The organism is Streptomyces sp. CA-243310 (assembly GCF_050936775.1).
Lineage (GTDB): Bacteria > Actinomycetota > Actinomycetes > Streptomycetales > Streptomycetaceae > Streptomyces.
Genome location: NZ_JBNJMF010000001.1, coordinates 3,656,484 through 3,671,378, shown reverse-complemented (window position 1 = coordinate 3,671,378; position 14,895 = coordinate 3,656,484). Strand labels below are relative to the sequence as shown.

Annotated in this window: 14 protein-coding genes; 5 read left to right on the top strand and 9 right to left on the bottom strand. The window is 70.6% G+C overall.

The genetic code is table 11. From position 1 onward, the window contains the following. Window positions 1-9 precede the first annotated feature (9 nt). The 8 genes from ACQEVM_RS16265 to ACQEVM_RS16230 form a co-directional block, all read right to left on the bottom strand. A complete protein-coding gene (locus tag ACQEVM_RS16265; RefSeq protein WP_433079285.1) occupies window positions 10-1,065 on the bottom strand; it encodes an LLM class flavin-dependent oxidoreductase in 1,056 nt (351 codons plus the stop codon). Continuing rightward, window positions 1,062-2,435 carry an NtaA/DmoA family FMN-dependent monooxygenase gene (locus ACQEVM_RS16260; RefSeq protein ID WP_433079283.1) on the bottom strand — a complete coding sequence of 458 codons (1,374 nt, stop codon included), beginning with the start codon at window positions 2,433-2,435 and terminating at the stop codon, window positions 1,062-1,064. Before ACQEVM_RS16260 ends, ACQEVM_RS16265 begins: the two co-directional genes overlap by 4 nt. A gap of 30 nt (window positions 2,436-2,465) precedes the next feature. Then, entirely contained in the window at window positions 2,466-3,710 is a 1,245-nt protein-coding gene (locus ACQEVM_RS16255; RefSeq protein WP_433079281.1) for an LLM class flavin-dependent oxidoreductase, read from the bottom strand. Between the two features lie 125 nt (window positions 3,711-3,835). Further along, window positions 3,836-4,570: a GNAT family N-acetyltransferase gene (locus tag ACQEVM_RS16250; protein ID WP_433079279.1), complete on the bottom strand. Its 735-nt coding sequence runs from the start codon at window positions 4,568-4,570 to the stop codon at window positions 3,836-3,838. A 56-nt stretch (window positions 4,571-4,626) separates the two neighbouring features. Beyond that, window positions 4,627-5,649 (bottom strand): transporter substrate-binding domain-containing protein, encoded by a 1,023-nt coding sequence (locus tag ACQEVM_RS16245; protein ID WP_433079277.1) that lies wholly within the window; start codon window positions 5,647-5,649, stop codon window positions 4,627-4,629. An 80-nt stretch (window positions 5,650-5,729) separates the two neighbouring features. Next, window positions 5,730-6,536, bottom strand: coding sequence for an amino acid ABC transporter ATP-binding protein (locus ACQEVM_RS16240; protein ID WP_433079275.1), 807 nt, complete (start codon window positions 6,534-6,536; stop codon window positions 5,730-5,732). Then, window positions 6,533-7,495, bottom strand: a complete 963-nt coding sequence (locus ACQEVM_RS16235) for an amino acid ABC transporter permease (protein WP_433079273.1) — start codon at window positions 7,493-7,495, stop codon at window positions 6,533-6,535. The genes ACQEVM_RS16240 and ACQEVM_RS16235 overlap by 4 nt, the downstream gene beginning before the upstream one ends. 224 nt (window positions 7,496-7,719) lie before the next feature. Continuing rightward, window positions 7,720-8,763, bottom strand: coding sequence for an amino acid ABC transporter permease (locus ACQEVM_RS16230; RefSeq protein ID WP_433079271.1), 1,044 nt, complete (start codon window positions 8,761-8,763; stop codon window positions 7,720-7,722). Window positions 8,764-9,457: 694 nt separating this feature from the next. Here ACQEVM_RS16230 and ACQEVM_RS16225 point away from each other — a divergent pair. The 3 genes from ACQEVM_RS16225 to ACQEVM_RS16215 all read left to right on the top strand — a co-directional run bounded on the left by ACQEVM_RS16225 (window position 9,458) and on the right by ACQEVM_RS16215 (window position 12,513). Then, window positions 9,458-10,627 (top strand): LLM class flavin-dependent oxidoreductase, encoded by a 1,170-nt coding sequence (locus tag ACQEVM_RS16225; RefSeq protein WP_433079269.1) that lies wholly within the window; start codon window positions 9,458-9,460, stop codon window positions 10,625-10,627. 112 nt (window positions 10,628-10,739) lie between these two features. Further along, window positions 10,740-11,702, top strand: a complete 963-nt coding sequence (locus ACQEVM_RS16220; RefSeq protein ID WP_433079267.1) for an ABC transporter substrate-binding protein — start codon at window positions 10,740-10,742, stop codon at window positions 11,700-11,702. A 46-nt stretch (window positions 11,703-11,748) separates the two neighbouring features. Next, window positions 11,749-12,513 carry an amino acid ABC transporter ATP-binding protein gene (locus ACQEVM_RS16215; RefSeq protein ID WP_433079265.1) on the top strand — a complete coding sequence of 255 codons (765 nt, stop codon included), beginning with the start codon at window positions 11,749-11,751 and terminating at the stop codon, window positions 12,511-12,513. Between the two features lie 67 nt (window positions 12,514-12,580). Here the strand turns inward: ACQEVM_RS16215 and ACQEVM_RS16210 are convergent, their stop codons facing one another. Further along, window positions 12,581-13,009 carry a MarR family winged helix-turn-helix transcriptional regulator gene (locus tag ACQEVM_RS16210; RefSeq protein ID WP_433079262.1) on the bottom strand — a complete coding sequence of 143 codons (429 nt, stop codon included), beginning with the start codon at window positions 13,007-13,009 and terminating at the stop codon, window positions 12,581-12,583. A gap of 127 nt (window positions 13,010-13,136) precedes the next feature. Between ACQEVM_RS16210 and ACQEVM_RS16205 the strand changes: the two genes are divergently transcribed. Continuing rightward, window positions 13,137-14,021, top strand: a complete 885-nt coding sequence (locus ACQEVM_RS16205) for an MBL fold metallo-hydrolase (RefSeq protein WP_433079260.1) — start codon at window positions 13,137-13,139, stop codon at window positions 14,019-14,021. Between the two features lie 179 nt (window positions 14,022-14,200). After that, complete coding sequence (locus ACQEVM_RS16200; protein WP_433079258.1) at window positions 14,201-14,791, top strand: TetR/AcrR family transcriptional regulator; 591 nt, start codon at window positions 14,201-14,203, stop codon at window positions 14,789-14,791. Window positions 14,792-14,895: the final 104 nt, after the last annotated feature.

Sequence of the window (14,895 nt, the reverse complement as noted above, 5' to 3'; positions counted from 1 at the left end):
CCGTACTCCTTACAGGTCGGGGGCGCAGGGGAAGACGGGGTCCGGGATCGAGCGGCGCAGCACCGGCGCGACCTGCGACTGGAACAGTTCGAGGGAGGCCCGGTGCTCGGCGTCGGTGAGTCCGCCGGCTTCGGCCTGGAGGTGCAGGACCGTGTGGCCGAACTCCTCGTGGTAGCGGTGCACCTTCTCGATCACCTGTTGCGGGCTGCCGATCAGGGCCGAACTCCTTTCGACGAAGTCCTCCAGGGTCGCGAAGACCGGCTCGACGCCCTGTGCACGGTGGGCGTCGAGGTAGCGCTCGAACGAGGGCCGGTACGCGGCCACCGCCCGCTGCGAGGTGGCCGCCGTGTGGAAGCCGGCCGTGCCCGCGCCCACGACGGCGTGCGCCGGGTCGTGTCCGTGGTGTTCCCAGCGTTCGCGGTAGTGGCGGATCAACTCGGCGTACGGTCCGATGGGATGGGTGACGTTCGCCGAGAACAGCGGGTCGCCGTGGCGCGCCGCGAGTTCGACGGACTCCCTGCTGGTGGCACTGCCGTGCCAGACGCGCAGGTTCCGCCGGTGGGGCCGGGGCAGCACCTCGGCGCCGGTCAGGGCGGGGCGGAAGCGCGGCCGCGCGGTCACCTTGTCCTCGTTCCAGAACCGTCGGAACAGCTCGTACCCCTCGGAGTTGCGTTCCCACTGGTCGTCGGGGCTCACGTCGAACAGTTCGCGTTGTGCGGTGCCGTTCCCCTTGCCGATCATCAGCTCCAGACGTCCGTCGCTGAGATGGTCGAGGGTCGCGTAGTCCTCGTACGCCCGCACGGGGTCGAGCAGGCTCAGCGTGGTCACCGCCGTGTACAACCGGATCTCGCGGGTCAGGGCCGCGATGTGGCTGAGCACCACGGGTGGGGACGACGACAGGAACGGTCGCTCGTGGCGTTCGCCGACCCCGAATCCGTCGAAGCCGAGCTGCTCGGCCCGCACCGCGGCGGAGACGACCTGACGGAAGCGTTCGCGGGTGGGCGTCGGCGCCCCCGTCACCGGGTCGGCGCTGTCCGTGATCAGGGTGATGGCCAGGAACTTCACGAGGCCGCGACCTTCCGGTCCACGCCGGGCACGGAGATTCCCAGGTGGTCGCGCAGGGTGGTGCCCTCGTACTCGGCGCGGAACACCCCCCGTTCCTGGAGCAGCGGGACGACGGTGTCGGCGAAGGCGTCCAGCCCGCCGGGGGTCAGGTGCGGGACGAGGATGAAACCGTCGGCGGCGTCCTGTTGGACCAGCGAGTCGATGGACTCGGCCACCGTGGCGGCGGTGCCGATGAAGGTCTGGCGGGCGGTGGTCGCGATCACGAGTTCGCGGATGGAGAGGTTCTTGGCCTCGGCCAGTTCGCGCCACTCCCGTGCCGTGGCCAGGGGGTCGCGGAGCTGTCGCACGCTCGCGCGCCCGAGGGCGATGGTGTTCTCGCCGACCTCCGGGTCGACGGCGGGGAGGGGGCCGTCCGGATCGTGGGCGGACAGGTCCCGGTTCCAGACGTGCTCCAGGTACTTGATGGCGGTCTGCCCGCTGACCTGGAGGCGGCGGATCTCGTGGGCGTTCTCGTGGGCCTCGGCGTCGGTGTCGCCGAGCACGAAGGTGGCGGCGGGCAGGATCTTCAGCTGGTCGGGCGTGCGGCCGTACGCGGCGAGTCGCCTTTTGACGTCGGAGTAGAACGCGCGGCCCTCGTCCAGGGTCGCGTGTCGGCCGAAGATCGCGTCGGCGCCGGAGGCCGCGAACTCGCGCCCTTCGTCGGAGTCACCGGCCTGGAAGATCACCGGGCGGCCCTGCGGGCTGCGGGGCACGTTGAAATGGCCCTCGATGTCGAAGTGTTGCCCCTGGTGGGCGAAGGCCCCGGCGCGGGCGTCCCGAAGGAAGGTGCCCGTCGCGGCGTCGGCGGCGATCTCCGAGCCGTTCCACGAGTCGAACAGTTCGTTGGCGGTGGACAGGAACTCGCGGGCGCGGGAGTAGCGCTCCTCGCGGGGCAGGAATCCGCCGCGCCGGAAGTTCTCCCCGGTGAACGCGTCCCAGGAGGTGACCACGTTCCACGCGGCGCGCCCCTCGGAGAGGTGGTCGAGGGAGGCGAACTGGCGGGCCACCTCGTACGGCTCGTTGAAGGTCGAGTTGATGGTGCCCGTCAGGCCCAGCCGCTCGGTGACGGCCGCCAGGGCGGCGAGGACGGTGAAGGTGTCGGGGCGACCCACCACGTCCAAGTCATATATTTTTCCGCCCTGTTCGCGCAGTCGCAGGCCCTCGGCGAGGAAGAGGAAGTCGAACTTGGCGCGTTCGGCGGTGCGCGCGAAGTGCGTGAACGAGTCGAAGTCGATGTGGCTGCCCGCCGCCGGGTCGCCCCACACGGTGGTGTTGTTGACGCCCGGGAAGTGGGCCGCGAGATGGATCTGCTTGAGCGGCTTGGTGCTCATGGTTCGGTTCGTCCTTCCGGGTCTTCCGGGTCAGGCGGCGGTGCCGGCGGAGGGCGGCGTGGCGTAACGGTTGGCCGGGTGGGGGTCCAGTCCGAGCAGCCCGCGCAGGGTGTCCGCCTCGTAGGCGGTGCGGAAGAGACCGCGCCGCTGGAGTTCGGGCACCAGCCCGCGGGTGATGGCGGGCAGGTCGTGCGCGATCACGCCGGGCCGCAGCCGGAAGCCCGACAACCCTGCCGAACGCCGCTCCACGAGCAGGTCGGCGAGCCGGCCGGGGGTGCCGGTGAACACCTCGGAGCCGTCCTCGTACGGGTGGCCCGCGAGCGCGTCGAGGCGTTCCTTGCGGGCGGTCGCCGCCGGCCCGTCCTCGTCGAGGAAGACGGTCAGCTCCCCGAAGAGGTGCAGGGGCTCCTCCCCCGGGCCGGCGGCCTCCCGGGCCCGCCGGATCGCGGCGACGGCGGACGCCGCCTCACCCGAGTCGCGCGCGCTCACGTATCCGATGTCGGCGGAGAGCGCGACGAGACGGTACGAGGCGTCCCCGGCGCCGGGGGCGCCGACCGTGCTGACCACGGGCCGCCCTTGCGGGGGGCGCGGGGTGATCGAGGGTCCGCGGACGCTGAAGTGGCGGCCCTCGAAGTCGATGTAGTGCAGCTTGTCCCGGTCGACGAAACGGCCGGTGGCCACGTCACGGATCTCCGCGTCGTCCTCCCAGCTGTCCCAGAGCCGCCGGATCACCTCGACGTGGTCCGCGGCCTCCTCGTACGCTTCCGCGCCGGAGAGCGGGGCGGACCTGCGGCCGAAGTGCCGCTCCTCGTACGGCAGTCCGGAGACCTGGACGTGCACGCCGGCCCGGCCCCGGCTGACGTGGTCGAGGGTGGCGACGGCCTTGGAGATGTGGAAGGGCTCGGTGTGGGTGGTGGTCACGCTCGGGATCAGCCCGATGTGCCGGGTCAGCGGTGCGATGCGGGCCGCGGTCAGGACGGCGTCCAGCCGTCCCCGGACGAGGTCCGTGCGTCCGTCGGGGCCGTCGGTCGAGGTGGACTGGAGGGAGAGCCCGTCGTCGAGGGTGACGAAGTCGAGCAGTCCGGCTTCGGCCTCGGCCACGGCGTCGGCCCAGTAGCGGGCGGTGAACACGGCCTCGGGACGCGCCCCGGGTTCGCGCCAGGCGGCGGGATGCCGGCCGGCGCCGTCGAGCGCGACGGCCAGGTGGAGCGGCGCGGAGGAGAAAGCGGGGGCGGAAGGGAACGGGGCGTCAGAAGGTGACGGGGATGCGGACACGTCGGAATGCGCCTTCCTGATCGGCGTACGAAAGAGGAGCCGGTGCGGGGTCGCGAATTCGTCCCGTCAGCCATTTCTTCGAAAAACGCTACGCCCGATGGAGGGGTCATACAATGACCGCAATATTAAGAGAACTTGGCAGCAATGTTGTCCGGGGCGACCGGTGCCCTGAGGACCGTGAAAATGGGCCTGCGCCGTACGGTGAAGCCGATCGACTCGTAGAGCCGGATCGCCGCGGCATTGCTCGCGGCCGTGTGCAGGAACGGCACCTCTCCCCGCTCGCGGATGCCCGCGGCGACGGCGCGCACCAGGCGCGTGGCCAGCCCCCTGCCGCGGTGCCCGGGACGGGTGCACACGGCGCTGATCTCCGTCCAGCCGGGCGGGTGCAGCCGCTCGCCGGCCATCGCGACCAGTCGACCTCGATCGCGGATGCCGAGGTAGGTGCCCAGGTCGACGGTCCGGGGCAGGAACGGCCCCGGTTTCGTCAGTTCGATCAGCTCCAGGATCTCGGGGACGTCGGCGGCGCCGAGCCGTACCGCCTCGGGGGCGGGTTCGGCGTCCAGTGCGGTGTCGACGAGTTGGACTCCCTCGATCGCGCCGACCACCGCCCAGTCGTCCGGCGGGGCCAGTACCCCGGCCAGGGTCACGCTCCCGTCGGATGCGGTCAGGGAGCGCAGACCGTCCCAGGATCGGGGGTCGGCCGGATCGGCGATGGCCGCGAACGGGGCGACGTCCGGGGCGTAGCGGGCAGCGTGCCCGCCGGCCCGCTCGGCGAAGGCAGCGTGCGGCCCGGACAGGGAGGCCCAGGCCGGGTTGTCGAGGATGTGCGGGGTGAGCGAGGTGGGGGTGGCGGCGCTCATGGGGATGAGGCCCTCCTTCCGTGGGGCGGCCCGGGCCGGCGTCGGCCCGCGGGGGTTCAGGAGTTGGTGAGGGGCAGGCCGGGCGGGTTGACCTCGGAGGTGGTCACGGCCTCGTTGGGAAGGTTCCACGCGGTGAGGAGCTGCCCGTACTGGCCGTTCTTGATCAGGTGGTTGATCGCCTCGGCGACGGGCTTGGCCAGGCCGCTGTCCTTCTTCGACGTCGCGGCGATCAGTCCCTGGAGGGACTCGCCGGCGCCGGAGAACGAACCGGCGTTGCGCGTCGGGGCGTTGCCGCCGGCGGCCTGGGTGATGTGGTAGGCGATGGCGGGGTTGGGCCCGAAGTTGAGGTCGATCTTCCTGCCGCTCAGCGCCAGGTTGACGCTGTTGGAGTCCGGGAAGTACTTGACCTCGATGTCCTTGCCCTCGGACCGGAGCTTCTTCTGCCACTCCAGGAGGATCTTCTCCTGGTTGGTGCCCGAACTGACGGCCACCGTCTTGCCCGCGAGGTTGCGGTAGTCGCCGCCCCAGTTCCAGGTGTTCTCCTTCAGCGCCTCGAAGGCCAGGTTGTCCTGCCGGTAGGAGGCGAAGTCGTACTTCTTCTTGCGTTCCTCGGTGACCGTGACGTTGGTGAACGCCACGTCGACCTTGCCGCTGTCGATGCCGACGAAGAGGTTCTCCCAGGTGGAGTTCTTCACCACGGGCTTGAGCCCCAGGGTCGCGGCGACCAACCGGCCGAGGTCGGGCTCCGCGCCGGTGAAGGTCTTCTGGTCGGTGCCGACGTAGGCGAGGGGCGGATATCCGGCGGGCAGGGCGCCGACCCCGATGACCAGTTCACCGCGTTCGCGTACGGCCTTCGGCAGTTGGCCGCGCAGGGATTCCACGGCCGGCACGGTGAGTTCGGCCTGCCGGGCGGCCCCGTTGGAGACGGCGCCGACCGTCACCTTGCCCGTCGCGGCAGCGGTGTCGGTGGCGTTCGCGTCACCGCCGCACGCGGTGAGTCCCGAGGCGAGGGCCACGGTGGCGGTCGCCGCGCCGAGGCCGCGGAGGAGTCTGGTGCGCAGGGTGGACTGGCTTTGCATGGCGTTCCTTCGTCGAGGGTTCGGTCAGGAGGGGAGGGAGGCGGGGAAGGGGCACGGAGTGCCGGGTGGAGTGCCGGCGGTCAGAGCACCTTGCTCAGGAACTCCCGTGTCCTCGGGTGCGCCGGGTGGTCCAGTACCCGTGCGGGCGGGCCCTGTTCGACGATGCGGCCCTCGTGGAGGAAGACGACCTCGTCGGCCACCTCGCGGGCGAAACCCACCTCGTGGGTCACGATCACGAGGGTGGTGCCCCCGGTGGCGAGGTCCTTGATCACGGACAGCACCTCGCCGACCAGTTCGGGGTCGAGCGCGGAGGTGGGTTCGTCGAAGAGGATGACGCCCGGTCGCAGCGCGAGGGCGCGGGCGATGGCGACCCGCTGCTGCTGCCCGCCGGACAGCTGCCGCGGGTAGGCGCCGGTACGGTCTCCCAGCCCGACGCGCTGCAACAGCTCGCGCGCCAGGGCCTGCGCCTGCGGCCGGGACAGCCTGCCGGTGGCCACCGGGGCGGCGGCGACGTTGTCCAGCAGCGTCAGGTGCGGGAAGAGGTTGAAGTTCTGGAAGACGAAGCCGATCCGGCTGCGCTGGGCGAGGATGGCGCGCTCGCTCAGCTCCTTGAGCCGGTCCCCGTGGCGCTGGACGCCGATCAGCTCGCCGCCGATGCTGACGTGGCCCGCCTCGGGCTTCTCCAGGTGGTTCAGGACGCGCAACAGGGTGGACTTGCCGGAGCCGGAGCGGCCCAGGATCACCGTCACGGTGCCCGGTGCGACGGTCAGGCTGACCCCGTCGAGCACGCGATGGCCTCCGTACCACTTGTGGACGTCGTGCACCTCGATGGCGGCGGGCCGGACGGTCGCGGCGAGGTCGGTCACGGTCAGGTCGGTCACGGTCATCGGGCCGTCTCCTTCCGATGGCGGATGCGCAGGTCGCGCAGGCTCGCCCGGGCCTTCTGGAGGGGGGTGGGCGGTACGGTGCGCAGCGCGCCGCGGGCGTAGTACCGCTCGACGTGGAATTGCGCGACGGAGACCACGCTGGTGAGGATCACGTACCAGACGGTCGCCACCAGCAGCAGCGGCACCACGTCGCCGGGATAGGTGCTGCCCAGGCTCTGCACGGAACCGAACAGGTCGAGCAGGGACACGTAGAAGACGAGCGAGGTGGCCTTGAGCAGGCCGATCAGCTGGTTGACGTACGAGGGGACGATCGCCCGGAGTGCCTGCGGGAAGACGATCCGGGCGAACTGGTAGCGCCTGGGCAGGCCCAGGGCCGCAGCCGCCTCGTGCTGGCCCTGGTCGACCGAGAGGACGCCGGCCCGGACGATCTCGGCCGCGTACGCCGCTTCGCACAGGCTCAGGCCGACGACCGCGACGACGATGTCGGTGGCGAGCCGGGACTCGTCGAAGGTGAAGAACGCGGGACCGAAGGGCACGCCGACGCTGAGGGTGGGGTAGAGGGCGCCGAGGTTGTAGAGGAAGAGCAGGACGACGATCAGCGGCACGGAACGGAAGAGCCAGATGTACGTCCAGCTCACCGACCGCAGTACCGGGCTGCCGGAGAGCCGGCCGACGGCGAGCAGGATGCCGCCCGCCAGGCCGGCGACCGCGCTGTACGCGGCCACCTGGAGGGTGATGAGCAGCCCCTCCAGGACGACCGGGCGCAGGAACCAGTACGCGAATCGGTCCCACTGGTAGAAGGGATTGGTGATCAGGCCGTGGGCCGCCTGCGAGACCAGCACCAGTACGACGGTGCCGGCGACCCACCGCCCGGGACGGCGCAGCGGGAGGACCCGCGCGGCCGGGCCGGGCGGCCCCGAGGGGGCGACGGGCGCGGAGAGGAGCAGCGATTCGGTCAAGGACACTCCAGCGGCTGCGACAAGAAGAATCGGGAAAAGCAGCCGTCATGCCGGACAGGAGAGGCCGCCGATATCGTTTATCTGCGGCGTAAGCTAGGCAGCCCCGAGAAGGGGTGTCAACGGTCTGCATATGGGGAAGCGGAGAAGCGCATACCGATTTCATCCGCCGTACACACAACGCCTTCCGGTGAAATGAACCGGGCCGCGACGGCAGTGATTTCAGGTCACCGACCGCCCGGGGCGGTCACCGTCCGCAGCCGGGCGCGCAGGCCCGCCAGTTGGATGCGCAGCCGCCGCAGGGGCGTGGGGGGAAGGTCCCGGGCGGTCCCGCGGGCGTAGTACCGCTCGACGTGGTACTGGCCGGCGCTCAGGACGGTGGTGACGGCGACGTACCAGAGGGTGGCCACCATGAGCAGCGGGATGACCTGGTAGTTCTGGTTGTAGACCAACTGCACGGAGTACAGCAGGTCGTGGACGGCCAGCACGCTGACGATGCTGGTGCCCTTGAGCGTGCCGATCAGCATGTTCCCGGCGGTCGGCACGATCGATCGCATCGCCTGCGGTACGACGATCCGTCGCAGGGTCCGGCGCCTGCTCAGCCCGAGGGCCTGCGCGGCCTCGGTCTGTCCGGAATCCACGGAGAGGATGCCACCGCGCACCACCTCGGCGGCGTACGCGCTCTCGTGCAGGGTCAGGCCGATGACGGCGGTGAGGGTCGGGCCGAGCAGGTTCACCGTCTTGACGGAGAAGAGTTCGGGCCCGAAGGGGATGCCGAGGCCGAGGGTGGGGTACAGGGCGCCGATGTTGAACCAGAACAGCAGTTGGACCAGCAGCGGTGTGGACCGGAAGATCCACACGTATCCCCAGCTCAGCGTGCGCAGCACCGGGTTTCCGGAGAGCCTCATCACCGCCAGCAGGGTGCCGAGCAGGAAGCCGAGCACCATCACCGCGCCGGTCAGCCACAGTGTCAGCAGCAGCCCGTCGAGCACGGCGGTGGTGGTGAAGTACCGTCCCACCACGTCCCATTGGAAGGCTTCGTTGCGGATGACGGAGTTCAGCACCATGACGAAGACCAGCAGAGCGGCGGCGGCCGACACCCAACGGCCCACGTGCCGGCGGCGGACGATGGGCGGCACCTCGGGATCGGGGCCGTGTTCCGCCCCCGCGGGCTTCACCGCCGGGGCGGCCGAGGTGACGGGATCAAGAGCAGCAGCGGGAACGGCATGCGACACGTCGGAGGCGTCGGACACGTCGGAAGGGGTGGCCATGGGGAGGCTCTCCAAGGAGGGAGGCGGGCGCGGATGACGACCCGGCGGCGCCGGGGCGGCCGGGATCGGGCACTCGTGTCGTCACGCTCGCCGCGTCCCTCAACGCGACCGGATCGGCTGCCGCGCACGGCGGAACCGGTCCACCGTCGAGCTTATGCGCCCGTGGCACGCCGGTGTCAACCGTGGGCGTTCCGTACGCCGGGCCGTACGCCGGGCCGCACGTCTGGCCGCACGCCGAGGCCGTCCGGCATGCGGGCCCTTGCTTGACGAAGCGCATCATGTACTGCTCAAGTAGGCGCATGAATGCCCATCAGCGCTTGGTCTCGCGCGACTACATCGACTTCGGTCGGGTGTGGTCCGCGGCGTGTTGCGCCTGACGCGGCAGCGGGCTGTCTGACCGGCCCTTCCCTCCCTCGGTGACCCCGTCGCGGGCCGAGTTCTCCCTTCGCTTCACCAGCGCGCGCGTGCTGCGGCCCGCGTGAGAAGGCGCTGCCGCGAACCCGGACGCGCGCTGCCGCGCGATCCCGATCGATCTTCCCGACGCGCCGCGTCGTCACGCCCGCACCACCCCGAACCAGTCCGCACCACCCGCGCGTGCGTTCCTTCGGCCTGCCCCAACCACCTTGATGCGCAAGGGGGTTGGGACCCTCCCGCACGTGCACGCTCCTCATCACCGTTTCCGAGAGGCCACCCCATGCCCGTGGAATTCCTCGGCATAGCCGCGACCAACGACAGCTCCGAAACCACCGCGCGCTCCGGCGCGGCCTTCGACAAGGAGTACACCCTCCGGCTCGCCCGAGCGCACGAGGACCACGGCTGGGACCGGGTCCTCTTCGCCTACGGTTCCGGTTCCCCGGACCCGGCCCCCGCGGCCGCCTACATCGCGAGCAGACTGGACCGCCTCCAGATCCTCCTCGCCCACCGGCCCAACGTCTCGTACCCCACCTTCGCCGCCAAGACCTTCGCCACCCTGGACCAGATCAGCGAGGGCCGGCTCGCCGTGCACTTCATCACCGGCGGAAACGACCACGAACAGGGCCGCGAGGGCGACACCCTCACCAAGGACGAGCGCTACGCCCGCACCCTGGAGTACATCCGGATCGTCAAGAAGATCTGGACCTCCCGCGAGCCCTTCGACCACGAGGGCGACCACTATCGCTTCCACGACTTCGTCAGCGACGTCTTCCCCGTTCAACAGCCCCGTCCCGCCGTCTCGTTCGGGGGCTCCTCGGACGCCGCGTACGCCGCCGGCGCAGCGGAGGCGGACATCTACTGCCTGTGGGGTGAACCGCTGGAGCAGACCGCCCAGCAGATCGACGCGGTGAAGGCCGCGGCGGAGGCCGCGGGCCGTACGGACGTGCCCCGCATCCAGGTCGCGTTCCGTCCGATCATCGCCCCGACCGAGGAGTTGGCCTGGGCGAAGGCCCACCGCACGGTGGGAGCCATCAAGCAGCGCCGGGAGGCGGGCCTCGCACGGCACCACCGCAATGGAGTCCTTCCGGCGGCTGCACCCCAGAACACCGGGTCACAGCGCCTGATCGCCATCGCCGAGGCGGGCGAGCACCATGACAGGGCTCTGTGGACCCCGACCGCCGCAGCCACCGGTGGCGCGGGCAACTCCAACGCCCTGGTCGGTACCCCGGAGACGGTCGCCCAGGCCCTGCTTGACTACTACGACCTCGGCGTCGACATCCTCTCGGCGCGCGGCTACGACCTGCTGGGCGACGCCGTCGACTTCGGCCGGTACGTGATCCCCCTCGTCCGCGAGGAGGTCGCGAAGCGCGACGCCGCGCGTGGAGCCCGGCAGGACGCCGCGAGCCCGGCCCGCCCCGCCCGCGAGAAGCTCACGGCGGTGCGCGGATGACCTCCGCGACGCGCCCACCCCGCCTGCTCACCCGGTACCGCGACGCACTCGTCCTCCGCGCCGGCGCACCCCGCACGTTCACCCCACCCCGCCACGGAAAGGCCTTCCCGCTGTGAACCTCCCCGGGAACGGGACCCGCACCCGCCTGCGTACCGTCGCCGCCCTCGCCCTCCTGCCCCTGCTGACGCTGACGGCGGCCTGCGGATCCGACGGCGGTGCACCGACGGTGGCGGGCGCCCGGGTCTCCCCCGCGCCGGCAGACGACCCGGTCGCCGGCGTGGCCACCGTGGACTCGATCGCCGCGCTGCTTCCTCCCGGCGTCCGTACGGCGGGCAGGCTGCGGGTCGGCAGCTCCGTCGGCGCACCGCCCTCGGCGTACTACCCGAACGGGCAGGACAAGCCGCCCGCGGGCCAGGACATCGACATCGCCGACGCGGTGGCCAAGGTCCTCGGCGTGAGGCTGGAACGGCAGGACGCCTCCTTCGAGACGATCCTCCCCGCCCTCGGCAGCGGCAAGTACGACTTCGGCACGGGCAACTTCGGCGTCACCGCGGAACGCCTCAAGACCATCGACTTCGTGACGTACATCAACGACGGCCAGGGCTTCGCGGTCAAGACGGGCGGCACCACGCTCACCGGCAAGGTCGACGATCTCACCCGGTTGTGCGGGTTGACCATCGGCACCGGGGCGGGCACGACGTTCGAGAAGACCCTCACCGCGCAGAAGGGTGTGTGCGCCGCGGCCGGCAAGAAGCCGTACGAGGTCAAGGTCTTCTCCGAGAGCGGGGCCGTCACCACCGCTCTTCAGCAGGGTCGCATCGACGCCGTCATGTCGACGATCAACGGGCTGCGCCATCAGGCGGCGCAGCCCGCCGCGCAGTCCACCTTCCTCGGCGAGTACCACCGTCTCGACGTCGGCTTCGCCTTCAAGAAGGGCTCCCCGCTGACGCCCGCCTTCGAGGCCGCCGTCAACGAGCTGATCAAGAACGGGACGTACGAGCGGATCCTGAAGAAGTGGGGCACCACCGACTCCAGGATCGACACGTCGCGGACCAATCCGGCCGAACACACGTGAGGGCCGTCCTCGGTCCCGTCGGCCCGCGCACCGAGAAGGAGGGACCTTGAGCGAGGTCATGGTCGACGTCCAGGGCGTCCGCAAGAGTTTCGGGGCGGTGGAGGTGTTGCGTGGCGTGGACCTGAGGGTCCGCGCCGGCGAGGTCACGGTGATCCTCGGCCCCTCCGGCTCGGGGAAGTCCACGCTGCTGCGCACGATCAACCACCTGGAGAAGGTCGACCGGGGCCGGATCAGCGTGGACGGAGAGCTGATCGGCTACCGCAGTTCCCGGGGCAGGCTGCACGAGTTGAAGGAGAAGGAGGTTCTGAAGCAGCGCACGCACATCGGGTTCGTCTTCCAGAACTTCAACCTCTTCCCCCACCTCACCGTGCTGGACAACCTCGTCGAGGCACCCCTCTCGGCGCTGCGCCGGCCGCGCAAGGAGGCGGAGGAGACGGCTCGCAGGCTGCTGGAGCGGGTCGGTCTGGCGGACCGGGCCGACGCCTACCCCCGGCAGTTGTCCGGCGGGCAGCAACAGCGGGTGGCCATCGCCCGCGCGCTCGCCCTCGAACCCAAGGTGCTGCTCTTCGACGAGCCGACCTCGGCGCTCGACCCGGAGCTGGTCGGTGAGGTTCTGGACGTCATCAAGGACCTGGCCCGCGCCGGAACCACCATGATCGTGGTGACCCACGAGATCGGCTTCGCGCGTGAGGTCGCCGACTGCGTCGTGTTCATGGACGGCGGAGTCGTGGTCGAGCAGGGGCCACCCGCCGCCGTCCTGGACGATCCCCGCCACGCCCGCACCCGCGCCTTCCTCTCCAAGGTGCTGTAGGCCGTCCCAAGGCCGTGTGCGTCAAACTCGCGGCGTCGCCCCCGACACGGGGGCGACGCCCAAGGACTCAGGGAGAGGTGACGGCCTGCTCCAGCAGCCCGCGCAGGACGCGCTGCTCTTGCGGGCCGAGGCCGGACAGCGGTGAGTCGACGGCGAGGAGTGCGAGGAGGCGCGTCCGCAGTGCGGCACCCTCGGCGGTGAGGACGAGGTGCTTGGCGCGACGGTCGGTGGGGTGCGGATGCCTCTCGACCAGACCCTGCTTCTCCAGCTTGTCGACGACGAAGGTGGTGTTGGAGGGCTCGCAACTCATGCGTTCGGCGAGGTCCCGCATGGTCATCGGCCCGCTCATCTCCCGCAGTGCGGTCGCCTGGGGCGCGGTGAGTCCCAGGGTCGCGGCGCGTTCCCGCACATGCTCCGCGATGCGCTGGGCCAGCCCGTTCACCAGACCGCACAGCTGTCGCTCGGCGATGGCCTGCTGCTCGGGGGGCGTCGTCATGCCACCACTCTAGCAAGTCCATCAAGGCTACATATTTCCAGCTTGAATGATTCGAGCTTGATGCTTATGGTTGCGTCGTCGCCGCGAGAACCGCGCCGACCTGACGATCCATCACAGGAGTGCACCCATGGCCGACCTGACGGTTGACGACGGCATTCGACTGCGCCGCGCGGCGGGAATCCGCTCGATACGGCTGGGCGACACGAAGGTCTCGTACGTGCCGGACGGCGATGTGCGACTCCGACCGCGCCCCCTGCTCCAGGCCACCACCGACGAGGTGTGGGACGCGCACCCCGAGTACCTGGACTCCACGGGCCACCTCGTGGGGAGCGTCGGCGGCCTGCTGGTGGAACACGGCGATCGAGCGCTCCTGATCGACACGGGCTTCGGACCGCAGACGCTCGAAGCCCCGGACGGCCCCCTCGGCACGATCCACGGAGGCGCGCTCCCCCACAGCCTCGCCGAGCTGGGTCGACGACCGGAGGACATCGAAGCGGTGGCCTTCACCCACCTCCACTCCGACCACATCGGCTGGGCCTGTCATTCCGCCCCCGGTGACGACCGGCCCGTGTTCACCCACGCCGAATACCTGATCTCCGAGGAGGAGTGGGCCCGTCGCGACCTTCTGGAGGCCCAGGGCATGACCGAACAGGTCGCGGCTCTCGCGCCGCGCGTCCGTACGATCACAGACGGACAGGAGATCTTCCCCGGGGTACGCGTGCGGATCACTCCGGGCCACACCGTGGGGCACGCCGAGTACGTCATCACCGGGGGCGGACGACGCCTGATCGCCTTCGGTGACGCCGTGCACTCGCCGATCCAGATCGACCACCCCGAGTGGTCCTCGGCCTTCGACCACGATCCGGCGCTGACCGCCGACCACCGTCGCCGGCTCGTCGCCGAGTTGACGGAGCCCGACACGATCGGCTTCGGCGTCCACTTTGCCGACGTGGTGTTCGGCCACGTCCGCCGGGGTGGCAACGGCCCGGCGTGGCGGCCCCTGGACGCCTGATCCGCCGAAGCCCGGTGACACGGATGCCCGACGGTCGGCGCCTCGGGCCTCGCCCGTCGGGCATCCGCTCCCCCTTCCCGAACGGGAAACGCTTCGGGAAGGACAACCCAGACGGGTGTTCTACGCTGTGTGCGACCAGGCCGCAGCGATCTGGCGACGAGACCGAGGACCCCTGCCCGATGAGCCCGAAACAACAGCGCGGCGAAGCCACCGTCGAACAGGTCCTGGACGCGGCCCTTCGCCTCTACGCCTCGTCGGGAGAGGCAGGCCTCACGCTCGGCGCCATCACCAAGGCCGGCAGGGTCAGTTCGGGGAGCATCTACCACCACTTCGGCAGTCTCGACGGCGTGCTCGCCGCCCTCGCACACCGCTCCCTGGATCAACTCCTGAGCACCCTGTCGGCAGCGTTGACCCGGACGACCGACGCACGTGCCGGCATTCGAGCCGTTGTCCTGGCCTACCTGGACTTCGTACAGGCCCATCCGGACGCGGCCCGCCTCATGCACTCCGTCGCCGCGGATCGCGAGGGCATGGCCCACGCGGGGGAGATCCGCGACTCCCAGGAGGCCCGGCTGACACCGATCGCCCTGTGGATCCGAGGGCACCGGGAATCCGGCGACCTCGCCGAACTCTCCACCCCCGTGATCGAGTCCCTCGTCATGGGTCCGGTCGTCGGTGTCGTCCGCCGCTGGCTCACCGTGGGGGATCTGGACCTGAAGGAGGCTGCCGACGTGCTGCCCGAGCACATCTGGCGCTCGGTCCGCCGTTAGCCCGGTCCCGGGCCTCCCCCTCGTGTCATGCGGCTGACGTCCCCACGCAACGCAGCCGCTCCGCGGTGACGGTCGCCTGGTCGACGCCCGCCTGACGGCCGGTT